The 22,183-nt window shown below is 64.6% G+C and carries 18 protein-coding genes; 11 read left to right on the top strand and 7 right to left on the bottom strand.

Features of this window, described 5'->3' with window-relative positions:
• The first annotated feature begins 34 nt into the window (after positions 1–34).
• The gene (gyrB, locus tag ACSYDV_RS13880; protein WP_438324411.1) at positions 35–2,611 is read left to right on the top strand and encodes a DNA topoisomerase (ATP-hydrolyzing) subunit B; all 2,577 of its coding nucleotides are present in this window, start codon (positions 35–37) and stop codon (positions 2,609–2,611) included.
• A 98-nt stretch (positions 2,612–2,709) separates the two neighbouring features.
• Positions 2,710–3,123, top strand: a complete 414-nt coding sequence (locus ACSYDV_RS13875; RefSeq protein ID WP_438324410.1) for a septal ring lytic transglycosylase RlpA family protein — start codon at positions 2,710–2,712, stop codon at positions 3,121–3,123.
• A 12-nt stretch (positions 3,124–3,135) separates the two neighbouring features.
• Here the strand turns inward: ACSYDV_RS13875 and ACSYDV_RS13870 are convergent, their stop codons facing one another.
• Complete coding sequence (locus ACSYDV_RS13870) at positions 3,136–4,065, bottom strand: glutaminase (RefSeq protein ID WP_438324409.1); 930 nt, start codon at positions 4,063–4,065, stop codon at positions 3,136–3,138.
• Between the two features lie 101 nt (positions 4,066–4,166).
• On the opposite strand from ACSYDV_RS13870, the gene ACSYDV_RS13865 reads away from it, so the two are divergent.
• The 3 genes from ACSYDV_RS13865 to ACSYDV_RS13855 are packed head-to-tail and all read left to right on the top strand — an operon-like array spanning position 4,167 to position 5,430.
• A complete protein-coding gene (locus ACSYDV_RS13865) occupies positions 4,167–4,640 on the top strand; it encodes a VOC family protein (RefSeq protein ID WP_438324408.1) in 474 nt (157 codons plus the stop codon).
• Positions 4,637–4,966, top strand: a complete 330-nt coding sequence (locus tag ACSYDV_RS13860; RefSeq protein ID WP_438324407.1) for an ArsR/SmtB family transcription factor — start codon at positions 4,637–4,639, stop codon at positions 4,964–4,966. Before ACSYDV_RS13865 ends, ACSYDV_RS13860 begins: the two co-directional genes overlap by 4 nt.
• Complete coding sequence (locus ACSYDV_RS13855) at positions 4,963–5,430, top strand: SRPBCC domain-containing protein (RefSeq protein WP_438324406.1); 468 nt, start codon at positions 4,963–4,965, stop codon at positions 5,428–5,430. Before ACSYDV_RS13860 ends, ACSYDV_RS13855 begins: the two co-directional genes overlap by 4 nt.
• A gap of 17 nt (positions 5,431–5,447) precedes the next feature.
• Here ACSYDV_RS13855 and ACSYDV_RS13850 read toward each other — a convergent pair whose 3' ends face one another.
• On the bottom strand, positions 5,448–6,677 hold the full coding sequence (locus ACSYDV_RS13850; RefSeq protein WP_438324405.1) for a hypothetical protein: 1,230 nt from the start codon (positions 6,675–6,677) through the stop codon (positions 5,448–5,450).
• A gap of 495 nt (positions 6,678–7,172) precedes the next feature.
• Between ACSYDV_RS13850 and ACSYDV_RS13845 the strand changes: the two genes are divergently transcribed.
• From ACSYDV_RS13845 to ACSYDV_RS13830, 4 genes are all read left to right on the top strand, one after another.
• Positions 7,173–9,581 carry a ligase-associated DNA damage response DEXH box helicase gene (locus ACSYDV_RS13845; protein WP_438324799.1) on the top strand — a complete coding sequence of 803 codons (2,409 nt, stop codon included), beginning with the start codon at positions 7,173–7,175 and terminating at the stop codon, positions 9,579–9,581.
• A gap of 59 nt (positions 9,582–9,640) precedes the next feature.
• Entirely contained in the window at positions 9,641–10,687 is a 1,047-nt protein-coding gene (locus ACSYDV_RS13840) for a retroviral-like aspartic protease family protein (protein WP_438324404.1), read from the top strand.
• A gap of 41 nt (positions 10,688–10,728) precedes the next feature.
• Complete coding sequence (gene pdeM / locus ACSYDV_RS13835) at positions 10,729–11,442, top strand: ligase-associated DNA damage response endonuclease PdeM (RefSeq protein WP_438324403.1); 714 nt, start codon at positions 10,729–10,731, stop codon at positions 11,440–11,442.
• Between the two features lie 160 nt (positions 11,443–11,602).
• Positions 11,603–14,431: a TonB-dependent receptor gene (locus tag ACSYDV_RS13830; protein ID WP_438324402.1), complete on the top strand. Its 2,829-nt coding sequence runs from the start codon at positions 11,603–11,605 to the stop codon at positions 14,429–14,431.
• Positions 14,432–14,592: 161 nt separating this feature from the next.
• Here ACSYDV_RS13830 and holA read toward each other — a convergent pair whose 3' ends face one another.
• The 4 genes from holA to ACSYDV_RS13810 form a co-directional block, all read right to left on the bottom strand.
• Positions 14,593–15,624, bottom strand: a complete 1,032-nt coding sequence (gene holA, locus ACSYDV_RS13825; protein ID WP_438324401.1) for a DNA polymerase III subunit delta — start codon at positions 15,622–15,624, stop codon at positions 14,593–14,595.
• A 5-nt stretch (positions 15,625–15,629) separates the two neighbouring features.
• Positions 15,630–16,175 carry an LPS assembly lipoprotein LptE gene (gene lptE, locus ACSYDV_RS13820; RefSeq protein ID WP_438324400.1) on the bottom strand — a complete coding sequence of 182 codons (546 nt, stop codon included), beginning with the start codon at positions 16,173–16,175 and terminating at the stop codon, positions 15,630–15,632.
• A gap of 132 nt (positions 16,176–16,307) precedes the next feature.
• The gene (gene leuS / locus ACSYDV_RS13815; RefSeq protein ID WP_438324399.1) at positions 16,308–18,872 is read right to left on the bottom strand and encodes a leucine--tRNA ligase; all 2,565 of its coding nucleotides are present in this window, start codon (positions 18,870–18,872) and stop codon (positions 16,308–16,310) included.
• A 51-nt stretch (positions 18,873–18,923) separates the two neighbouring features.
• Positions 18,924–19,385 (bottom strand): DUF3576 domain-containing protein, encoded by a 462-nt coding sequence (locus ACSYDV_RS13810; protein WP_438324398.1) that lies wholly within the window; start codon positions 19,383–19,385, stop codon positions 18,924–18,926.
• 277 nt (positions 19,386–19,662) lie between these two features.
• Here ACSYDV_RS13810 and ACSYDV_RS13805 point away from each other — a divergent pair, with 277 nt between their 5' ends.
• Positions 19,663–20,376, top strand: a complete 714-nt coding sequence (locus ACSYDV_RS13805) for a hypothetical protein (RefSeq protein WP_438324397.1) — start codon at positions 19,663–19,665, stop codon at positions 20,374–20,376.
• A 113-nt stretch (positions 20,377–20,489) separates the two neighbouring features.
• On the opposite strand, the gene ACSYDV_RS13800 is transcribed toward ACSYDV_RS13805, so the two are convergent.
• A complete protein-coding gene (locus tag ACSYDV_RS13800; protein ID WP_438324396.1) occupies positions 20,490–21,146 on the bottom strand; it encodes a thiamine phosphate synthase in 657 nt (218 codons plus the stop codon).
• A gap of 50 nt (positions 21,147–21,196) precedes the next feature.
• Here ACSYDV_RS13800 and ACSYDV_RS13795 point away from each other — a divergent pair, with 50 nt between their 5' ends.
• On the top strand, positions 21,197–21,856 hold the full coding sequence (locus ACSYDV_RS13795) for a YggS family pyridoxal phosphate-dependent enzyme (RefSeq protein WP_438324395.1): 660 nt from the start codon (positions 21,197–21,199) through the stop codon (positions 21,854–21,856).
• Positions 21,857–22,183: the final 327 nt, after the last annotated feature.

Genomic DNA, 22,183 nt, shown 5'->3' with positions numbered 1-22,183 from the left:
TGGGTTTTGGGTGCTTCGACCCTATATAATCAATATGACGGACACCCCTGAAAATCCGGCGCCGAGCGCCCCTGCCAACCAGCCCAATGCCAATGCCTATGGCGCCGATTCGATCAAGGTGCTGAAAGGCCTTGATGCCGTGCGCAAGCGGCCGGGCATGTATATCGGCGACACCGACGATGGCTCGGGCCTGCACCACATGGTGTTCGAGGTTTCGGACAATGCGATCGACGAAGCCCTTGCGGGGCATTGCGACCTCGTCCTGATCACGCTCAACAGCGACGGATCGGTCAGCGTCGAGGATAATGGCCGCGGCATTCCGACCGGCATCCATGCCGAAGAAGGCATTTCGGCGGCCGAGGTCATCATGACCCAGCTCCACGCCGGCGGGAAATTTGAAAATACCAGCGACGACAATGCCTATAAGGTGTCAGGCGGCCTTCACGGCGTCGGCGTCAGCGTCGTCAACGCGCTCAGCGAATGGCTCGAACTCACCATCTGGCGCGACGGCGAAGAGCATTGGATGCGCTTCGAACATGGAGATTCGGTCGCGCCGCTCAAGGTCAACGGCCCCGCACCCGCGGGTAAGAAGGGCACCCGCGTGACCTTTCAGGCATCGACCGACACGTTCAAAAATGTCCTCGAATTCGATTTCGACAAGCTTGAGCATCGCTATCGCGAACTCGCCTTCCTGAACTCGGGCGTGCGGATCAAGCTGGTCGATGCGCGCCATGCCGAACATGTCAGCCATGACCTTTATTATGAAGGCGGCATCGCCGCGTTCGTCAAATATCTCGATCGCAACAAGACGGCGCTGCTGCCCGATCCAATCGCGATCAGCAGCGAGCGCGACGGCATCGGCATCGATGTCGCGCTGGAGTGGAACGACAGCTATTATGAAAATGTCCTCTGCTTCACGAACAATATCCCGCAACGCGACGGCGGCACCCACCTCGCAGCCTTCCGCGCCGCGCTGACGCGCACGCTTAACGGCTATGGCGACAAGTCGGGGCTGCTCAAGAAAGAGAAGGTCTCGCTGACCGGTGAGGATATGCGCGAAGGCCTGACCGCGATCGTCTCGGTCAAGCTGCCCGATCCCAAATTCTCGTCGCAGACGAAGGACAAGCTCGTCTCGTCCGAGGTCCGCCAGCCGCTCGAAAGCCTGATGGCTGACCGGATGACCGAATGGCTCGAGGAAAACCCCGGCCATGCCAAGATGGTGATCCAGAAGGTCGTCGACGCCGCCGCGGCGCGCGAAGCGGCCAAGCGCGCGCGTGAGTTGACGCGGCGCAAGGGGGCGATGGACATCGCATCGCTCCCCGGCAAGCTCGCCGACTGTCAGGAACGCGACCCCGCCAAATGCGAACTCTTCCTTGTCGAGGGTGACTCGGCAGGCGGGAGCGCCAAGCAGGGCCGCGATCGCCATGTTCAGGCGATCCTGCCGCTGAAGGGCAAGATCCTGAACGTCGAGCGCGCGCGTTTCGACCGCATCATCTCGTCGAAGGAAGTTGGCACGCTGATCCAGGCGCTCGGCACCGGAATCCGCGACGAGTTCAACCTCGAAAAACTGCGCTATCACAAGATTGTGATCATGACCGACGCCGACGTCGACGGCGCGCATATCCGCACATTGCTGCTGACCTTCTTCTATCGCCAGATGCCCGAGATCATCGAAAACGGCCATCTCTACATCGCTCAGCCGCCGCTCTACAAAGTCGCGAAGGGACGAAGCGAAGTCTATCTGAAGGACGATACCGCGCTCGAAAATTACCTCGTCGATGGCGGCATCGACGCGCTGATGCTCGAAACCACCGGCGGCGCCCGGTCGGGTGCAGATTTGCGCGACCTGATCGAGCATGGCCGCCGCCTGCGGGCGCTGATGCGCTATGTTCCGCGCGGCCATAATTACGAGCTGGTCGAGGCGCTGGCACTGACCGGCGCGCTCGACCCCGCGCTCGACGGCGCGGGGCGTACCGCCGCCGCAGCGCGCGCTGCCGAATGGCTCAACGCTGCCGAACAGGCGCTGACCGGCGGACGCGAAGCCAATTGGACGATCGCCGCCGAACATGGCGGATACACGCTGGAAAAACGCTGGCGCGGCGTGAGCGATCACCACGCGATCGACGCCGCCTTCCTCGCGAGCCAGGAAGCCCGCCGCCTCCACACGCTCGCCGGTGCGCAGGCCGAAAGCTATGCCCATCCCAGCCGCTTGGTGAAGGGCAGCAGCGCCGCCGCGCAAGCCGCCGATGCGGCGGCACTCGCGGCCGCCGCCGAAGCCGACGGTGATGCCGAAGCGAGCGACAGCGACCTGCCCGCCGCAACGTCCGGCAAGACCACGCCGATCACGCGGCCGTCCGAATTGCTCGAGGCGATTTTCGCACACAGCCGCAAAGGGCTCGCGATCAGCCGCTACAAGGGGCTGGGCGAGATGAATGCGGAACAGCTTTGGGAAACCACGCTTGATCCGTCGAACCGTTCGCTGCTGCGCGTCGAAGCCGAACAGGCCGATATCGCGCATGAAATCTTCGAACGATTGATGGGTGACGAGGTCGAACCGCGGCGCGATTTCATCCAGACCAATGCGCTTTCGGTCGCCAATCTGGACGTTTAATGCACATTCCGACGTAAATAGGGTTCCATTCAACGCGCGGCGGCTTGCCTTGGCAGGCCGCCGCTGCTTTTGGCGCGTCCACCAAAAGGGGATGTTCCATGCGGGTATTTTCAGCGATGCTGATGCCGCTTCTGCTCACGGTCTCGGCCGCGGCGCAGGATGCCGAAGTCACCAGCGACAGTGCCGACGTTGCCGCCCAGATCGATGAAGAAACCGAGATCGGCAGCGGAATGGCGAGCTATTACGGCAATGAACTCGCCGGCAACCGCACCGCAAGCGGTGAACGCTTCAACCCCGGCGAACTGACCGCGGCCCATCGCACGCTTCCGTTCGGCAGCATGGTGCGCGTCACCAACACCTCCAACGGCGACAGCGTCGTCGTCCGCATCAACGACCGCGGCCCCTTTTCGCACGGGCGCGTGATCGACGTCAGCCATGCCGCAGCGCGCGAAATCGGCATGCACCGCAGCGGCACCGCGCGCGTGAAACTGGCGCTGCTCGACAACGATTGAGCTAGCGGTTCGCTAGTCGAACACCGACCAACCTGCGGCATAGGCGAAATGTTCAAGCGCGACGGCGCCCGCGAGCGAGGTTCCCGCTTCGTTGAGCGCCGGCGACCACACCGCGATGGAGCCCTGCCCCGGCGCGATGCATAATATGCCACCGCCGACGCCGCTCTTGCCGGGCAGGCCGACGCGGAAAGCAAATTCGCCCGAATTGTCGTAATGGCCGCACAGCATCATGATCGCATTGATCCGCCGCGCGCGATGCGGTTCGACGAGCTGCTCGCCCGTCAGCGGATCGCGCCCGTCCATTGCGAGAAACAGTCCGGCCTTCGCCAGCTGACGGCACGACATCGCGATCCCGCATTGGCGGAAATAGACGCCAACGACCGTCTCGACCGGATGGCGCAAATTCCCGAACGCATCCATGAAATGCGCAAGACTGCGGTTGCGCGCGCCGGTTTCGGATTCGGACATGGCCACGTCGAGGTCGATTCCGACGCGATCGTCACCCGCCCGCGCGCGCATGAAATCGACAATCTCTTCGGCCACCGTATCGCCGCTCCGCCCGTCGATCAGCCGGTCGGTTGTGGCGATCGCACCCGCGTTGATCAGCGGATTGCGCGGAATGCCATGTTCGCTTTCGAGCTGGACGATCGAATTGAACGCCGATCCGGAGGGCTCGCGCCCGACGCTGTCCCACAGTGAACTGCCGACGCGGCGCAGTGCCAGTGCCAGCGTGAAGACCTTCGACACCGACTGGATCGAGAAGGCCTCGTCGGCGTCACCCGATGTGTGGACGGTGCCGTCGGGGAGTGCGAGCGCGAAGCCGAGCTTGTTCGGGTCGACCTTGGCAAGCGCGGGAATATAGTCGGCGACGCGCCCTTTTCCGAGGTGCGTGGCGGCCAGCGTCATCGCTTCGTCGATATGAAGGCGCAGATTGTCGGTCATGGCGCAACTTTAGCATCTTCGCGCACGTCGGCGAGTATTTTCATTTTCGTGAAAATATTCTATATATGTGAAACCATATGCAACGAATCGGGAGAGAGGTCATGGTCGATCATCCGCGAGGCAAAGGTTTTTCCAGCGCGATCAGCTATCGGGACAGCAAGGCGGCGTTCCGCTGGCTGGAGGACGCCTTCGGTTTCGAGCCGCTGTTCGTGCTGCTCGATGAGCAGGGCAATCTGGCGCATAGCGAAATGGGTTTTGGCAATTCGGTGGTGATGGTCGGCAATGAATGGTCCGACGATCACAAGAGCCCGAATTCCATCGGCGGCAAGAATACGCAATCGGTGCATGTCCAGCTGGCGCAAGGCGAGGATATCGACGCGCATTGCGAAACCGCCCGCGCCGCCGGCGCGATCATCATCGCCGAACCCGAAACGCAATTTTACGGCGACCGCAGCTATCGCGCGAAGGATCCCGAAGGCCATATCTGGACCTTTGGCGTCACCGTCGAGGCAAAGAGCGCCGAAGAATGGGATGCCGAGGGCGGCTTCACGACCAAGACGCGGCTCGACGATTGAGCGCTGGGGTCGACCGCCTGTTCGCGGCACTCGCCGACCCCAACCGGCGGCGCGCGGTCGAATTGCTGGGGCAGCGCCCGCACAGCGCGGGCGAACTGGCGGGCGCGCTCGGGCTCGCGGCCCCGGCGATGAGCCGCCATTTGCGCGCGCTGAAGGAAAGCGGACTGATCGAGGATGCGCATCCGGCCTTCGACGCGCGCGTCCGCATCTATAGCCTGAAGGACGGTGCGACCGACGAACTCAAGCGCTGGCTGGCCGAGACCGAGGCGCTGTGGGCGCACCAGCTGGCGGGCTTCAAGGCGCATGTCGAGGCGACAGGCGAATGACCGCCGCGGTGATCGTCGCGATCCGGGTCGCGGTTGCGCCCGACGTCGCCTTCACCGCCTTCACCCGCGATATCGGCCGCTGGTGGACAAGCCATCCGCTGTTCCCGCTGTCGCCGCGCGGCGACGGAATGCTGCGGTTCGACCCCGAAGGGCCTGGCGGACGGCTCGTCACGCGGTTCGACGATGGCAAGGAGTGGGAAATCGGCACGGTGCGCCACTGGCTTCCCGGCGAACGGCTGGTGTTCGGCTGGCGCTTGCCAAGCTTCAAACCCGATCAGGCGACCGAGGTCGATATACGCTTCGAAGCGGTCGGCGCCGAAACGCGGGTGACGGTCGAGCATCGCGGTTGGGACGGCATCCCGCAACGCCACTCCGCGCGGCACGGATTCGAGCTGATGCTGTTCCAGCGGCGGCTGGGCGAGCATTGGCGCGGATTGCTGAAGGCGATGGCGGCGGGGGTTTAGGTCGATGGTCGCTTTCGCTAGCGGGATAGGTCTAGCCGGACGTAGGTCCGGCCGGTGGCCTTCAAGCCATTCGCATGGACGACATCATATTCGAACCAAACCAGGCCAACGGCTCCGTTCAACCGTCGGATCTCAATTTCACCGCTTGGCTCAAGAGTCACGCTGAGACGGCCCGCAAACTTGTCGGGTACGCGGACCGCGCCTAGTCTAAGTTCTGTTCTGTCGAGGCCGATGGAGCCGACGCTGGCGACCCCCACATCGTTGCAGAGGGGTGAAGAATAATCGCCGCCGCCCAGCGAACAGTCTGCGCGAAGGGTGATGCTGTCGCTCCCCAAAACGCGGGCAATTGATCGCAAATCCGTGACAGCGACGAGGCTGTGAATGATTGTGTTGCGAACATAGGGCCGCGTTTCAATTTTCGGCGCTGGAATTTCCGCAAATTCGTGAAACGCGGCGACAAGCATATCCGTTGTAATCGTATCGGCATCTGCAACCGGGTTACCGCGCATTTGGATATCCAAAATCGCTGGAAGTACGACGAGCCGGTAGCCGTGCTGAACGTCGGCCGCGCGTCGCTGGTCTGTCAGATACATGTCCACCGCGGCGCCATATCGCGCGAGGAGCGCCGCGATTGCCCGCCCTCTGTCTGAGGAGGCCTGCTGCGATGTATACGGCATCCGTTCCATAAGCGCGCGGATCGTGGATGCGCTATTCAGGTCGACGCGACCCAACCGGAATATTTCGCCCAAGAGTGCCTGCAATGTATCAAACCGAAATCCATAATCCGGGAGTATCGCCTCGGACGCTGGTTGGCTCAGCGCTGCCAGTGCTGCAAGTTTGAGATTATAGGCAGTAACTCGTCGGCCTAGTGCGGCGGTGGCGGTGTCACTGCTCGACATTGCGGGCACGGCGGCAAAGGTAGAAAGCTCACGGGCACTCAACCCCAAGCCGGTGTTCGCCGCGACCAGATCGTCATCCACGGATCGAAGCAATGTCGTGACCGGAGACAGGTTGGTGGCTCCGACTGGCGCACCAAAATAGAGAAATGAATATCCGCTCAACATATCGATGCCGAACGCTCGCATCGCCGCAGTCGGAGTTAACGTAACTTCCGTGGCATCGTGCCGGCTGATCGCCACCGGACCAAATTGACCGGATGGGCCGGCGTCCACAGGGACGTCCCAAACGACGCGGCCGTCAGAGGAAATGACGTCGCCAAATATGCCCGATTTGTTGGTGTCGAACATTATTTCGCCGACGATAGCGGCGCCGGCTCCGACCGAGAATGTGGCACCCGTCGGCGTGGGTGTGGGAACTGGTGTAGGTGTGGGTGTCGGCGTGGGGGGGACCGTGACGACACTCCCTCCGCCCGAACTCCCGCCCCCACCGCAGCCGGCAACTATCGCGACGACCGAAGCCACAGAAAATACCCGAACGAATTGATTCAACCGCATCGTGTCCCCGCTCAATAACTTGATGACAGATAGCAAAGCCTTAAAAGTATTTGCAAAGATTTTTACAACGATTTCACTTGGGTCCAGATCGCCGGATTTTGATATTATCCAGATCGTGGCGGACGGGCGGCTATCGACCGGAAGCCACCAGTCTCGGTGTCCCGGCCTTCGTGGGGATGACGGGAAAGGCGAGTTGCTTTTTTGCGACGACCTCTCCCATCGTTTCGCGACGGCAAGGATATGGAGAAGTTCTTGCCCCCCGCCCTGCCGCGCCCCAAGCTGACGCCCATGGCCCTCCCCGCCCCCTTTACCGACTGGTTCGCCGCGCGCGGGTGGCGGGTGCGGCGGCATCAGGGGGATATGCTGGCGGCGGCGGCGCGGGGTGAGCATGTGTTGCTGGTCGCGGCGACCGGGGCGGGCAAGACGCTTGCGGGGTTTTTGCCGACGCTGGTCGATCTGGCGGAGCATCCGACCGACCGGCTGCACACGCTGTACGTGTCGCCGTTGAAGGCGCTCGCCGCCGACGTCGAACGCAATCTGGGCGCGCCGATCGCCGATATGGGGCTGGATATCAGCGTCGAAAGCCGGAGCGGCGACACATCGTCGGACAAGAAGGCGCGGCAGCGCAGCCGGCCGCCGAACATCTTGCTGACCACCCCCGAATCGCTTTCGCTGTTGCTGTCCTACCCCGACAGCTTCCTGATGTTTTCCGACCTCAAGACGGTGGTGATCGACGAAATCCACGCCTTTGCACCGGGCAAGCGCGGCGATTTGCTGAGCCTCGCGCTCGCGCGGTTACAGGCGATCGCGCCCGGCCTCCGCCGTGTCGGCCTGTCGGCGACGATCGCCGACACCACCGCCTATCGCAGCTGGCTGGCGCCCGGCGGCAGCGGCGATGCGGTGACGCTGGTCGAGGGCGAAGCGGGCGCCGACCCCGATATCGATATCTTGCTGCCCGAAGGCGCGGTGCCATGGGCGGGGCATTCGGGGCGCTATGCGGTGCATCAGGTGATGGAAGAGGTTGCGAGGAACCGCACCACGATCATCTTTTGCAACACCCGCGGGCTGGCCGAACTGATCTTTCAGGAGCTGTGGAAGGTCAATGACGCGGGGTTGCCGATCGCGATCCACCACGGCAGCCTCGACCGCGAGGCGCGCCAGCGCGCCGAGGCGGCGATGTCCGAAGGGCGGCTGCGCGCGCTCGTCGCGACCTCCAGCCTCGATCTCGGGCTGGACTGGGGCGACGTCGATTGTGTGATCCAGATGGGCGCGCCCAAGGGATCGTCGCGGCTGCTCCAGCGCATCGGCCGCGCCAACCACCGCCTCGACGAGCCAAGCCGCGCGCTGATCGTTCCCGGTAATCGTTTCGAATATCTGGAAGCGCAGGCGGCATTGGATGCCGTCGAAGCGGGCGAGCGCGACGCCGACCGTTTCCGCCCCGGCGCGCTCGACGTGCTCGCGCAGCATGTGATGGCGCTCGCCTGCGCCGCACCTTTCCAGGAAGCCGAACTCCTCGCCGAAGTGCAGAGCGCCGCGCCGTACCAATGGATCGATGCCGAAACATTCGCGCGGCTGCTCAGCTTCGTGCGCGACGGCGGCTATGCGCTCAAAAGTTACGACCGCTTTCGCCGCCTTGCGCCCGACGGACAGGGCGGCTGGCGAATCGCGCATCCGCAACTGGCTGCGCGGCACCGGCTCAACGCCGGGATCATCGTCGATGCGCCGACCTTTGACGTGCGTTTCAAAAACGGCCGCCGTCTTGGCAGCGTCGAGGAATATTTTGCGAGCACGCTGACGCCGGGCGACACATTTGCGTTCGCGGGATTGAGCCTCGAGGTGGAGTCGATCCGCGACTCCGACCTCTATGTGCGCGCGACGACGCGGCCCGCGCGCATCCCGAGCTATATGGGCGCGCGCATGGCGCTGACGACGCGCCTTGCCGACCGGGTCCGCGCCTTCCTTGCCGAACCGGCGAGCTGGGCGCGCTTTCCCGAAGATGTGCGCTTCTGGCTGGAGGCACAGGCTGAGCGATCGGTGTTGCCGCGCGTCGACCAGCTGCTCGTCGAGACGTTTCCGCACGAGGAGGCGCATTTCATGGTCGCCTATCCGTTCGAGGGCTGGAACGCGCACCAGTCGCTGGGCATGCTGATCACCAAGCGGATGGAGCGCGCGGGATTGCAGCCGCTGGGCTTCGTCGCATCCGACTATGCGCTTGCCATCTGGTCGCTGCGCCCTGTGCCCGATCCCGCCGCGCTGTTCGACCCCGCGATATTGGAAGACGAATTCACCGAATGGGTCGAACGATCGCATCTGTTGAAGCGCGCCTTTCGCGAGGTCGCGGTGATCGGGGGGCTGATCGAGCGCCAGCATCCGGGCAAGCGCAAGACCGGCAAGCAGGTGACATTCTCGACCGACCTCATCTTTGACGTGCTGCGCAAATATGAGCCCGACCATCTGTTGCTGGAGGCGGCATGGGCCGATGCGCGCGAGCGGCTGACCGATGTCGCGCGGCTGGGCGACCTGCTCGATCGCGCTGCAGGAACGATGCTCCACCGGCCGCTCCGTCACATCAGCCCGCTTGCGATTCCCGTACTGGTCCTGATCGGCCGCGAGAGTGTCGCGGGCCACGACATCGACGATGCGCTGCTCGGCGAGCTGGCCGATACGCTGGCGGAGCAGGCGATGCGGCCAGATTGACCTTTGCTTGCCGCTGTCCCCTGCCGGGTGTAATATGCCGGCGAGAGAGGATGCCGATCATGATGCATGCTGTTTTCTCTGCCCGCCTGAAGTGGGCCTCCATTCTGCTCGCACCGCTGGCCATCGGCGCCAGCCCGGCCCCGGTTACGGCGCCCTCCGCCGTCCCCGCGCCGGTCGCCCCCGATGCCGCGATCCTACCGCCCGGACATGGCGGCGAAGAGATTATCCCGATCATCCAGCCCTTTGATCTGGACGCCACGCGCCGGATGGCGGTGCCGGTGATGGTCGAAGGAAAGGGCCCCTATTCCTTTCTGGTCGATACGGGCGCCGAACGGACCGTCATTGCCGAGGAACTGGCCAGAAAGCTGGGTCTGGCGAAGGGCGAGAAGCTGCGGCTGGCGACGATCGGCAGTTCGACCATCGTCCCCTCGTTCCAGATCGCATCGCTCGAGATGACCAATTTGCGGCTGCGGCCGTTCGACGCCCCCGCCTTTGCCGGGCGCCATATCGGCGCGCCGGGGCTGATCGGGGTCGACATGCTGGAAAAACGGCGCGTGCTGATCGATTTTCGCAACGAATCGATGCAGATACTGGAAACGCGTTATCGCGCCCGGCCGATCATCCACAGCGCCGATGCGATCGTCGTCAGCGCGCGTAACAGCGCGGGGCGGCTGATCCTGTCCGACGCCCGGATCGGCGGCCGCCGCGTCGACGTGATCGTCGATACCGGCGCCCAGTCCAGCGTCGGCAATCTGGCGTTGCAAGAGATGGTCATGAAGCGGCGCCAGAACCGCATGCCCCTGATGCCGACGGTCCTGAACGCGGTCTCCGGCGAGGCCGTTCCGGCGCTGCGCACGGCCATCAAGGCGATCCAGATCAACGGGCTCGACGTCACCGACCTGCGCGTCTCCTTCGCCGATTCGCAGGCGTTTCGTGCGCTGGGCCTTCAGGAGCGCCCCGCGCTGCTGCTGGGCATGGACGGGCTGGCGGTGTTCGACCGGATCGAGATTGATTTTCCGAACAAGCGGGTGGTGTTCGATCCGCCCGCCAGCGCGGGGGCGATGCCCATCATGCGCGGCACGTCGGGCGGCCGCCTGTCGAGCTGACCACGCTTGCCCGCCGCGATGCGGCTTGGCATAGCGCGGCGATGTCGGGTGCTTCCTTGCTGCAATTTGCCGGTCATGCCTTTCATGCGCTGACCGACCGGGCCTTGTTCTGGCCGCGCCATGCGGCGCTGATCGTCGCCGACCTGCATCTGGAAAAGGCGAGCTGGTACGCCGCGCACGGCCAGCCCCTGCCGCCTTATGACAGCCACGACACGCTCGACCGGCTGGCGCGGCTGGCGGCCGAAACCGGCGCGCGCGCGATCTGGTGCCTGGGCGACAGTTTTCACGACCGCGACGCGGCCGACCGCATTGCACCCGCGATCGCCGAGCGGCTGCACAGCCTCGCCGCATCGGCCGAGCTGCTGTGGATCGCCGGCAATCACGATGGGCTGAGCGGCGGGGCGTGGGGCGGCGAGGTCGCCGACGAACTGGTCATCGATGGCATCGTCCTGCGCCATCAATGCCGAGCCGATGAAGGGCGGCCCGAAATCTCCGGGCATTTCCACCCCAAATTGCGCCTGTCGGTGCGCGGACGCGCCGTCGCGCGCGCCTGCTTCGCGGGGGACGCGCGGCGGCTGATCCTTCCCGCGTTCGGCAGCCTGACCGGCGGCCTCGATGTCGGCGACCCGGCGATCGCCCGAAATTTCGCCGACGATTATTGCGCGATGCTCGTCGCGCAGGGACGACTTCTGTCCTTTCCATGTCGCAGCGCGACAGGATGTGACGCTACGGAAAAGAGCGCAGCCCCCGGCTGATCGAAAAATCTCGGCCCGATCGCGGCTTGCCCGCCTGTGGCGAAAAAGCATCACCTGCCCAAAGAATCGCGCAAATGCGCGGCTTGCGCTGGATCGGCCATCCGCTTTGGTTATGATCGGGGCCTAACAATAAAAATGACATGAGAGAGGAGTGCCCGCTATGAATCCGTCTTCCCTTCTTGCCGCCCGCCTGATGCGCACCAGCGCATTGGGCGTATCGATCGCCATTGCCGCCATATCGACGCCGGCCTTTGCGCAGGACACCGCCGCCCAGGACACCGCCGATGGCGGAAGCGCGGAGATCGTCGTCACCGCACAGGGCCGTTCGCAGCTTTTGTCCGATGTGCCGGTCGCCATTTCGGCGGTCAGCGCCGAAACGCTGCAGAACAGCGGCGCCAATGACATTCGTCAGCTCAATCAGGTCGCGCCGTCGCTGCTCGTCTCCTCGACGGGGTCCGAAGCCAATGGTTCGGCGCGTATTCGCGGCATCGGCACGGTCGGCGACAATCCCGGGCTCGAAAGCTCGGTCCCGGTTTTCATCGACGGCGTCTATCGCTCGCGTTCGGGCATCGGGCTCAACGAGCTCGGCGAAATCGAGCGGGTCGAAGTGCAGCGCGGCCCGCAGGGCACGCTCGGCGGCCGCAACTCGTCGGCGGGCCTGATCAGCATCTATTCGAAAAAGCCCGATTTCCAGTTCGGCGCCAATGGCGAAGTGACATATGGCAACCATAATTACTGGCGCCTTGCGGGCGGAGTTACCGGCCCGATCACCGACACCATCGCCGCGCGGCTCGACGGCGTGTGGGTGAAGCGCGACGGTTTCTATAAGGACACCACCAACAACACCGACGTCAACAACCGCGACCGTTATTTCCTGCGCGGGCAGATTTTGTTCGAACCCAGCGATACGCTGTCGGTACGACTGATCGCCGATTACACCTTCCGCGACGAAAAATGCTGCGCGGCGACCTATATCGACAACAGCGTCAACCCGACGATCGGCAATCTCAACAATCCCAGCGCACCGAACGCACCGCCGACGGGCACGACGAACAATATCATTCGCGTCCTCACCGATCTGGGACAGCCGATTGGCGCCTTCAGTCAGGGCTATGCCCGGGATATCTCGGTCAGCGCGGGCCGCAGCTTTGCCGGCCAAACCAAGGATTACGGCTTCTCCGGACAGATCGACTGGGATCTGGGCGGCGCGAAGCTGACCTCGATCACCGGTTACCGCGAATATCGTTCGGGTCAGGCGGGCGACCTCGATTATGGCGCGGTCGATATCCTCTATCGCGCCGACAGCAAGGACGCCTATCGCCAGTTCCACACTTTCACGCAGGAACTGCGCCTGCAGGGTGAAGCCTTTGACGGCAAGCTCGACTGGCTTGTCGGCGGCTTCTACGCCAATGAAAAGCTGACGGTGCGCGACAATCTGCGCTTCGGTGACGATTATGGCCGCTTTGCCGCGTGCCGCTTCATCACCGGCGTCGGGCCGCTTTCGCCGCTCTATTCGCCGAACAGCCCGTCGTGCATTTTCCCCGTCGTCGGTCCGGCGGCGATCGTGGGCGCGCTGGGAGCGGCTGTCGGCAACGACGTCGTCGCCGGTCTCGCCGCGCTCGACGGAATCAGCGATCGCGGCAGCATCAACGACGTGTATCGCCAGAATGATCGCAACTGGGCGCTGTTCACCCACAATATCTTCCACATCACCGACAAGCTCGATTTCACTTTCGGCGTTCGGTACACCAATGACCGGAAGAAATTCAGCGCGCGCTTTACCAACGACAACACCGCGTGCCAGACGATCCAGAATCTGCTGTCCGACGATCTGCTGAACCCCAGCGCCACGATCAGGGCGGTTGCGGGCGGCGTGATCGGCCTGGGTTGTCAGGGCAATTCGACCGCCGAGCTCAACGGCGTGGCGATCAACGACAAGCGCAGCGAGGATGAATGGACCGGCACGGCGATCCTGTCGTACAAACCGGTCGACGATCTGATGGTCTACGCAAGCTTCGCGCGGGGTTACAAGGCCGGTGGTTTCAACCTCGACCGCTCGGCGCTCAAAAACCCGATTCAGGTCGTGGGCGGCGTTCCGACGACGACCTTTGCGGCGGCCGGCGGCGCGCAGGCATTGGTCGGCAACCTCCAGTTCGATCCCGAACTGGTGAACAGCTATGAATTGGGTGCGAAATATTCGACCGGGCCGTTCGGCCTCGGGCTGACTTTCTTCCGGTCGGATTTCAAAAACTTCCAGCTCAATACGTTCAACGGCAGCGTGTTCATCGTCCAGACGGTCAACGGCTGTTCGAGCGATCTGGCTGGCGGCGACCGCGACCAGAGCAAATTCACTGGCGCACCCAATTACAATGCGGCGGCGGCAACGACCGGCGCCTGCGCAAAGGACGATGTCGGCTATGGCGTGCGGACCGAGGGCTTCGAGCTTGAAGCCTCGCTGGTTCCGATGCGCGATTTCCGCATGACCGCGGGCCTGACCTACGCCCGGACCAAATATCGCAGCAATCTGGTCGGCAACAAGTCGGGCGCGCCGCTCGATCAGGCGCTGCGTATGCTGCCGGGCAATAATCTGTCGAACGCGCCCGAACTGGTCGCAACCGGCAGCGTGACCTGGACCCCCGAAATCGGTAGCAGCGGCCTGACCGGCCTTCTCTATATCGATGGCCGCATGACCAGCGATTACAACACCGGTTCGGACCTGTTCCCGCAAAAGGCGCAGGACGGCTATGCGCTGTTCAACGCCCGCATGGGCGTTCGCGGCCCCGACGAGAAGTGGGGCATCGAGCTGTGGGCGCAGAATATCTTCAACAAGCAATATGCCCAGGTCGCCTTCAACTCGCCCTTCCAGGAGGGTGCAACCTCGACGACCACAGCCTTCGCCGACCCGCAATATCCGGGCGGCCGCCAGATCTTCTCGCAGTTCCTGGCCGAACCCAGGACCTATGGCGTGACGCTGCGCGGCAAATTCTGATCACGTAAACGATAGTGGGAACCGTCCGCTTGCCCTTGGGTGAGCGGACGGTTTCTTTTTGGGAAGCTATCGCCCCCGCGAAGGCGGGGCCGCCGGAGGTTTTACACGGCGACGAAGGATAAGGCCGCCAGCGGCCCCCGCCTTCGCGGGGGCGACGATCCTTACCGCGCCCGGGCGGCCTGATGTGCGATGTCGGTCATCAGCTTGCGGAAGAGCACCGCCCCCGCCGTGCCCGATGCCTTGAGCGCGCGCTCGCAATCGAGCAACCGGCTCATCAGCCGCGCGATGCGCAGCGAATCCCAGATGTGAAGCTGCGCCGTCACTGCGTCGCGTTCTTTCCAGAAAATCCCGCTGCTCCGCGCCGACACGACCGTCGCGGGATGCGCGCCGGCGTCGACCTCGGCGCGCAGCCGCGCGAGCGCCATCGCGCGGATCGCGAGCGCGCGGATGATGCGAATTTCGGCGACCCCGACGGCGGTCGCCTTGGCAAGCATCGCGGGCATTTCGCGCACCTTGCCGCCGAGCGCGACATTGATGCACTCGCTGACATCTTCCTCGTGCGTCGCTGCGCCCAGGGCGGTGATGTCGGCGGCCGCGACCTGCCGCTGCCGGTCGGGTCCGGCGTCGAGATAGAGCGCCATCTTCTCGATCTCGCGGCGCATCAGCGCCTGATCGCCCGACACCAGATCGACGAGCAATTGCGCCTCGCTATTGCCGAGCCGCAGCCCCTGTTCCTCGGCCGCCGCCATCGCGATACCGACGAGCGCGCGGCGATCGGGCTGATAACAAATGGCGGCGATGGCATTGCCCGCGCCCTCGACCAGCTTGATCAGTTTCGACTTGGCGGTGACCGACGCGCCGGTCGCGACCACCGGGTTGATCGCGCTGTCGGCGTTGATCAGTGCCTCGACCGCCGCAAGGCAATCGTCGCCGCTGCCGGTGATTTCGAGCCGGATGATGCGCTGGGTGGCAAAGAGCGACATCGACGCCGCCTCGGCCGCGAGCAGCGAAGGATCCTGCGAAAGCTGTGCGCCCGTCAGGTCGAGCCGTTCGGCATCCTTGCCGGCAAGACCGATCAGCCGCGCGGCAACCGCGCCCATCGTCGCTTCGTCGGGGCCGGTGAGCAGGGTGAAACGCACCGCGGGGTCGAGCCGCGACTGGCGTTCGAGGTCGGTGGGCTTGACCGTTTTCATGCCGGTCAGGGGACCGGGGCGGGTGCCGGGGTTGCTTGCACCTGACCGCCGCCGCGGTTCGCGAACACCGCCAGCCGCGCGACAATCTGATCGGCGACGCCCGAGGCAAGCCGCTCAAGCGCCGACGATTCGGCGGCGATCGTGGCATATTCGCTGCCGACGACGTCGATCCCGGCGTCCTGCGCCGCGACCGCGTCGAGCAGCACTTCGCCCGACGCCGCATCGACGAGCTGATAACGCGCGCGGAGCGTCCGCCGCTCGCGCGTCACCGCATCGTCGGCGCGGACGCCGAAGGCGGCGATCGAATCCTCGAGCCGGACGTCGAGGCGCAGCCGCTTGCCCGCGCCCTGTCCGCCCTGCGTCGCCTGGAACCGGTCGCGCAGCGCGTTGCGGACCAGCCAGCCACTATGCCCCTCGATCGGCGCGACATCGACATCGGCCAGCACCGTCGCCACCGCGCCCTTGCTGCCGTTCGCATAAAGCGGACGCAAGCCGCAGCCACCGACAAGCAGCGAAGCGGCGACAATCGAGGATGTGACCAGTTTACGCATATTGGACAATGACGACCCTTATCCCGTTCGTGTCGAGCGAAGTCGAGACACCCCGAAGTCACGCACAAACGATGGGCATCTCGACTTCGCTCGATGCGAGCGGAAAAGGCGGGATGCGTTTGAAACCATCTTCTAGGGTACGATATTCACCAAACGGTCGGGGACCACAATCACCTTCTTTGGCGCGGCGCCGCCGAGCAGTTCGGCGATGCGTGGGCGCGCGAGCGCCGCGGCCTCGACCGCATCCTTGTCGAGCCCCTTGGGAAGCGTCATTGTGTCGCGCAATTTGCCCGCGACCTGGATCGCGATCGTCGCTTCGTCGTCGACGAGGAGCGCCGGATCCGCGACGGGCCACGCCGCATCGGCGATCATCGCGGACGTGCGCTGCGCAGGCGGCAAGGCCGCCCATGCCTCTTCGGCAAGGTGCGGCATCATCGGCGCGACGAGCCGGATCAGCGTCACACAGGCTTCGGCGCGAGTCGCCGAAGGCTTGGCCTTTTCAATCTCGTTCGCGAGCGCGTGAATTTTCGCCACCGCCTTGTTGAAGCCCAAAGCCTCGATATCGGCGGCGACCCCGGCGATCGCCTGATGCAGCTTGCGCGCGAGGGCTTTGTCTTCGCCGCCGTCGCCGATGTTTTCGGTTTCGCCGAACAGGCGCCACAGGCGCTGGACGAAGCGCCATGCGCCCTCGATCCCTGCCTCGCTCCACGGCAGATCGCGTTCGGGCGGGCTGTCGGACAGCATGAACCAGCGCGCGGCGTCGGCGCCATATTGGTCGAGGATGGCGTCGGGATCGACGACATTCTTCTTCGACTTCGACATTTTGATCACGCGGCCGACCGCGACCGGCGCACCATCGGCGGTCAGCGTCGCGCCATCGCCGCTGCGTTCGATCTCGTCGGGGGTGAAATAGAGCGGCGGCAGACCTTCGCCCTGTTCGCGGCTGTAGGTTTCATGCGTCACCATGCCCTGCGTGAACAGGCTGGCGAAGGGTTCGACGATGTCGATCATCCCCATCTTGTGCAGCGCGCGCGTCCAGAAGCGCGCGTAGAGCAGGTGAAGGATCGCATGTTCGATGCCGCCGATATATTGATCGACGGGCAGCCAGCGGCGGATCACCTCGGCATCAAAGGGCTTGTCCGACGGCGAGCTGGCGAAGCGCAGGAAATACCACGACGAATCGACAAAGGTGTCGAGCGTGTCCGTTTCGCGCACCGCATCCTGGCCGCAGCCGGGGCAATGGACATGCTTCCACGACGGATGGCGCGCCAGCGGATTGCCGGGAACCGAAAAGTCGACATCCTCGGGCAGCACGACCGGAAGCTGGCTCTTGGGCACCGGCACGGTGCCGCACGCGGCGCAATGGATGAAGGGAATCGGCGTCCCCCAATAACGCTGGCGCGAGACGCCCCAGTCGCGCAGGCGCCAGACGGTGGTGCCCTTGCCCCAGCCTTCATGCTCGGCGCGCGCAACGACCGCGGCCTTGGCCTCGTCGATGCTCATCCCGTCGAGGAAGTGGCTGTTCACCAGCTTGCCGGGGCCGGTATAAGCCTCCTTGCCTGTGAAATGCTGCGCGGTTTCGTCCCCGTCCGCGATCACGCGGTGGACGGGCAGGTCATATTTATGCGCGAAGTCGAGATCGCGCTGATCGTGCGCCGGGCAGCCGAAGATCGCGCCGGTGCCATAATCCATCAGCACATAATTGACGACCCAGACGGGCAGATGCCAGTTCGGATCGAGCGGATGCTCGACCGACAGGCCGGTGTCGAAGCCCAGCTTGTCGCCGGTTTCGAGCTGTTCCGCCGAGGTGCCCTGACGGCGGCATTCGGCGATGAACGCCGCCAGTTCGGGGGCGTCCTTTGCCAGCCGCTCGGCGAGCGGATGATCGGGCGAAATGGCCGCGAAGCTCGCGCCATAGAGCGTGTCGGGGCGCGTCGTGAAGACGTCGAAACCCGGCGTACCGCCCGCCATTTTAAAGCTGAATTCCAGCCCCTGCGACTTGCCGATCCAGTTTTCCTGCATCAGCCGCACCTTGTCGGGCCAGCTGTCGAGGCCGCCGAGGCCGTCGAGCAGTTCCTCGGCAAAGTCGGTGATCTTCAGGAACCACTGCGACAATTTCTTTTTCTCGACCAGCGCGCCCGAGCGCCAGCCGCGGCCGTCGATGACCTGCTCGTTCGCCAGCACGGTCATGTCGACCGGGTCCCAGTTGACGTAGCTTTCCTTGCGCGTGACGAGGCCGGCGGCGAACAGGTCAAGGAACAGTGCCTGTTCCTGGCCGTAATAATCGGGCTCGCACGTCGCGAGTTCGCGGCTCCAGTCGATCGATAGACCGAGGCGTTTGAGCTGGCCGCGCATCGAGGCAATATTGTCGCGGGTCCAACCGCCGGGGTGGACGCCCTTTTCCATCGCGGCATTTTCAGCCGGCATGCCGAACGCGTCCCAGCCCATCGGATGGAGCACGTCGTGGCCCGTCATCTTCTTGAACCGCGCGAGCACGTCGCCCATCGCATAGTTGCGGACATGGCCCATGTGGATGCGCCCCGAGGGATAGGGGAACATCTCGAGGATATAGGCCTTGGGCTTCTCCCCCCCCTCGGCATCGCTGCTGTCGGTGGTGGCAAAGCTGTTCGCCGCCTCCCACGCCGCTTGCCAGCGGGCATCGGCGGCCAAGGCGCCAAAGCGCGTTTCGCGGGTCATGTCTTAAGCTTCCCGTTGTCTATCTGGTTCGGCGCGAGGCGCGCCCGTGGATCAGCCCTTGAAGGCACCGCGGCGCAGATCGCGGGCGCGGGTGAGGATGACTTCCTCCAGCTTCTGCACCGTGGCGGCCTGTACCGGCGCGTCGATCCAGGTCCCGCCCTGCGCAATCTGGCGCGAGGCGGCAACGCGCAGTGCGTCGGCGCGCAGGTCGCGATCGAGGATCGATACCGTCACCTTCATCCGTTCATTGGCGTTGCCGGGGTTGGCATACCAGTCGGTGATGATGACGCCGCCCGACGAATCGGCCTGAAGCAGCGGCATGAACGACAGGGCGTCGAGCGAAGCGCGCCACAAATAGCTGTTCACGCCGATCGTCGTCACCTGGCTGGCGGCGAGGTCGGCGCGCGGACGTTCCTTGCCACCGCACGCCGAAAGGCCGAGCGCCGCAACGCCGAGCAGCGCGAGCGCGGCCGGACGGCGACCGAGCGTGGCAAGAAGGTTAAGCTTGGACATGCCGAAACACCTTATTTTGGGCGCGCCGAGCATGGAACCGGGCCGCACTGCTGATAATTTTCAGCGTCTCTATCGCCCTTGTCGCCGCCCCGCAAGCGCGGCAATTTCCGCTTTGCCGCCGTTCATGCCCGGCTCAGACGGACGCCCGACTGTTGTCATCGCGCAACAAGTTTCGATGAAAAGCGAATATGGTAAGATTAATTGGTCCCGAATCGCTGGTAATTTTGCGGCAGTGGGCCTATTTGACGAGTCTCTAGGGGTTGGAGTCGCAGAGCATATGGCGCGCAAATCGCGACATTTTTGGAAAGGCAGCATCGTCGCTTTGGCGGCGATTTCGCTTGCCTTGCCGCCTGCGCTCGCCGCGATGAGCCGCACCGACCGCATCCGCGACACCGCCCTGTCCGAAACGCTGCTCGGCCAGTTCACCCCGGCATCGGGCGATCCGCGCCTGATCGCACGCTATGCAAAAATGTCGGCCAATGCGCGCAGCGGGTTCAGCTTTACCCCCGCGATGACCGACGGAAGCCGCAAGAACCGGGCGATCACTGTCGTGATTCGCGCCCGCGACGATGCATCGAGCGCGTCGCGCACCGCCGCGATGGCGATGGGCCGCAAGGCACCGGTCGCAATCACCCCCGTCGCCTATAATCTGGGCGCCTCGGTCGGGTTCGAGAAATTCGTGACGCCGTCGCTGCCGCGCGGCGTCGACCTGCGCAACCTGCCGGTCGCGAAGGCGCCCGAACAGGAAGAAAGAAAGTCGCGCTTCGCAACGCGCATGATCGCGCGGCCCAGCGAGCCGAGCGGCGCGACCGATCGCGTCACCGCACCGGGCGAAGATCAGGTCGTCGATGTCGTCAGCAGCTATCGCGTGACGAAGAATATCGATGTCACCGCGGGCGTCCGTTACCGGAGCGACGAGCGCGTCGAGCCGCTGACCGATGCGCGCCGCGACAGCCAGGCGGTCTATGTCGGAACCGCGTTCCGCTTCTAGGCTGTATCGCCATTTGGCTCAGGGCGGCCTGCAAATGGCAATTTACCGATCTTCCGGTGCTCACATATAACAATATGCTGCGCTCCGGATCTCGAAAAATCACCATTTTCGGCTCACCCTGAGCCAAATCTCGACACAGCCCGCGCCCGGCGCTTCGTCGCCTTTTCTACCCACGCATCGATTGCTGCCCAGCCGGGGGTGATCCCGCTTGCCATCGCGGCCTTGTGCAACGCGCGCGCGCGCGCAGGGGACATGCCGCCGAGAGCGATGGCTTGCGCGTCCGCCAATCGGGCCAGACGCAGCCATGCGGCGCGGCCGAGCCCGGGCGCGCCGGGATGCGAGCGCGTCGGATGAAGCGGCGAGATGAAAGCCGCGTGCGCGCCGGCGCGGCGGGCGCGCTGCGCTTCGGTCCGGTCGTGCACCGGCATCGTGAGCCTCAGGCCCAGCTTGTGCGCCTGTGCCGCCTTGCCGGCGTGACGTTGGCGCAGATGGACGCCATCGGCACCCCAGCGGCGCGCCAGCGCGGGGGTGTCGGCGAGCAGCAGCACCAGCCGCCGTGCCCGCGCGATGCGGACCAGCCGCCGCACAAGGCGCCAGCGCACAGCGGGCGGAAGGCTGTCGTGGCGCACCACGATGCCGCTGCCCGGCGGCAGCTTTGCCGCAAGCGCGGCGACATCGACCGCCGACCGCTCGTCGCTGAACAACCAGATGTGCGGGAACGAGATGGTGGGGGACGGGATGGTATGGGACAGGGGGTGGCGTCGCGGCATCGCCCTTTCTATAGGCGCGCTGCGAACAGGCGCAACGACAGGAACCGATGATGAGCGACGCAGCAGACAGTCTGGCACAGGTGCAGGCGGCGATTGCCGACGCAGCGAAGCGCGCACAGCGGCGCCCGGGCGACATCTGCCTGATCGCGGTGTCGAAAACCCACGATGCCGACGCGATCCGCCCGCTGATCGCCGCCGGTCAGCGCCACTTTGGCGAGAATCGCGTTCAGGAGGCGCAGGGCAAATGGCCCGCGCTGCGCGCCGGGGCCCCCGACATCGTGCTGCACCTGATCGGCCAGCTGCAATCGAACAAAGCCGAAGAGGCGGTCGAACTGTTCGACGCGATCCACTCGGTCGATCGCTCGTCGCTGGTGCAGGCACTCGCCCGCGCCTGTGAAAAGACGGGCAAGCAGCCGCAACTGTTCGTTCAGGTGAATATCGGCGATGAGGAACAAAAGGGCGGCTGTGCGGTCGCCGACCTGCCCGCGCTGCTGACCGAAGCGGAGGAGGCGGGGCTGACCATCGCGGGCCTGATGGCGATCCCCCCCGCCGATATCGAACCCGCACCCTATTTCGCCTTGCTCGACGAACTCGCCGAGCGGCACGGCCTGCCGCTGCGCTCGATGGGGATGAGCAGCGATTTCGAGACCGCTGTGACGCTGGGCGCGACGCATGTGCGCGTCGGGACTGCGCTGTTCGGGACAAGGTAGCGACCGGGCATTTCGCCTGCCACCGGTGGCATATCGGGGGACGGCGAGGATTGGTCGCTAACGACCGGTTGTTGACGTAAAAGCCCTCTCCCTTTGGGAGAGGGTTGGGTGAGGGTGTGTGAGGTTTGGCAACCGGCAATTTCCGCAATCTACCGGTGATCCCCTCACCCAACTTCGGCTAGGTTGCTACGCAACCAAGCCTGCGTACCCCTCTCCCGACGGGAGAGGGGAATGGCAGCTCCCCACCCCGAAGCGGACATTGACGCCCGTGCCGCAGGCACGGTTTCACGCACCTTCCCCCGCATCTTCGCGGTTAATCCGGTGTAA

The sequence above is a fragment of the Sphingopyxis selenitireducens genome (genome assembly GCF_051550705.1).
Classification (GTDB): Bacteria; Pseudomonadota; Alphaproteobacteria; order Sphingomonadales; family Sphingomonadaceae; genus Sphingopyxis.
The sequence above is the reverse complement of the archived record's forward strand: the minus strand, read 5'-3'. Positions and strand labels throughout refer to the sequence as shown.

Excerpts from the sequence above, each read along its gene's own strand:
- ACSYDV_RS13805 (WP_438324397.1), top strand. The coding sequence starts at position 19,663 with ATGGCGCGCAAATCGCGACATTTTTGGAAAGGCAGCATCGTCGCTTTG.
- ACSYDV_RS13850 (WP_438324405.1), bottom strand. The coding sequence starts at position 6,677 with ATGTTCGACACCAACAAATCGGGCATATTTGGCGACGTCATTTCCTCT.
- ACSYDV_RS13865 (WP_438324408.1), top strand. The coding sequence starts at position 4,167 with ATGGTCGATCATCCGCGAGGCAAAGGTTTTTCCAGCGCGATCAGCTAT.
- ACSYDV_RS13830 (WP_438324402.1), top strand. The coding sequence starts at position 11,603 with ATGAATCCGTCTTCCCTTCTTGCCGCCCGCCTGATGCGCACCAGCGCA.
- pdeM (WP_438324403.1), top strand. The coding sequence starts at position 10,729 with ATGTCGGGTGCTTCCTTGCTGCAATTTGCCGGTCATGCCTTTCATGCG.
- lptE (WP_438324400.1), bottom strand. The coding sequence starts at position 16,175 with ATGCGTAAACTGGTCACATCCTCGATTGTCGCCGCTTCGCTGCTTGTC.
- ACSYDV_RS13875 (WP_438324410.1), top strand. The coding sequence starts at position 2,710 with ATGCGGGTATTTTCAGCGATGCTGATGCCGCTTCTGCTCACGGTCTCG.
- ACSYDV_RS13855 (WP_438324406.1), top strand. The coding sequence starts at position 4,963 with ATGACCGCCGCGGTGATCGTCGCGATCCGGGTCGCGGTTGCGCCCGAC.
- gyrB (WP_438324411.1), top strand. The coding sequence starts at position 35 with ATGACGGACACCCCTGAAAATCCGGCGCCGAGCGCCCCTGCCAACCAG.
- ACSYDV_RS13810 (WP_438324398.1), bottom strand. The coding sequence starts at position 19,385 with ATGTCCAAGCTTAACCTTCTTGCCACGCTCGGTCGCCGTCCGGCCGCG.
- holA (WP_438324401.1), bottom strand. The coding sequence starts at position 15,624 with ATGAAAACGGTCAAGCCCACCGACCTCGAACGCCAGTCGCGGCTCGAC.
- ACSYDV_RS13840 (WP_438324404.1), top strand. The coding sequence starts at position 9,641 with ATGATGCATGCTGTTTTCTCTGCCCGCCTGAAGTGGGCCTCCATTCTG.
- ACSYDV_RS13870 (WP_438324409.1), bottom strand. The coding sequence starts at position 4,065 with ATGACCGACAATCTGCGCCTTCATATCGACGAAGCGATGACGCTGGCC.
- leuS (WP_438324399.1), bottom strand. The coding sequence starts at position 18,872 with ATGACCCGCGAAACGCGCTTTGGCGCCTTGGCCGCCGATGCCCGCTGG.
- ACSYDV_RS13845 (WP_438324799.1), top strand. The coding sequence starts at position 7,173 with ATGGCCCTCCCCGCCCCCTTTACCGACTGGTTCGCCGCGCGCGGGTGG.
- ACSYDV_RS13800 (WP_438324396.1), bottom strand. The coding sequence starts at position 21,146 with ATGCCGCGACGCCACCCCCTGTCCCATACCATCCCGTCCCCCACCATC.
- ACSYDV_RS13795 (WP_438324395.1), top strand. The coding sequence starts at position 21,197 with ATGAGCGACGCAGCAGACAGTCTGGCACAGGTGCAGGCGGCGATTGCC.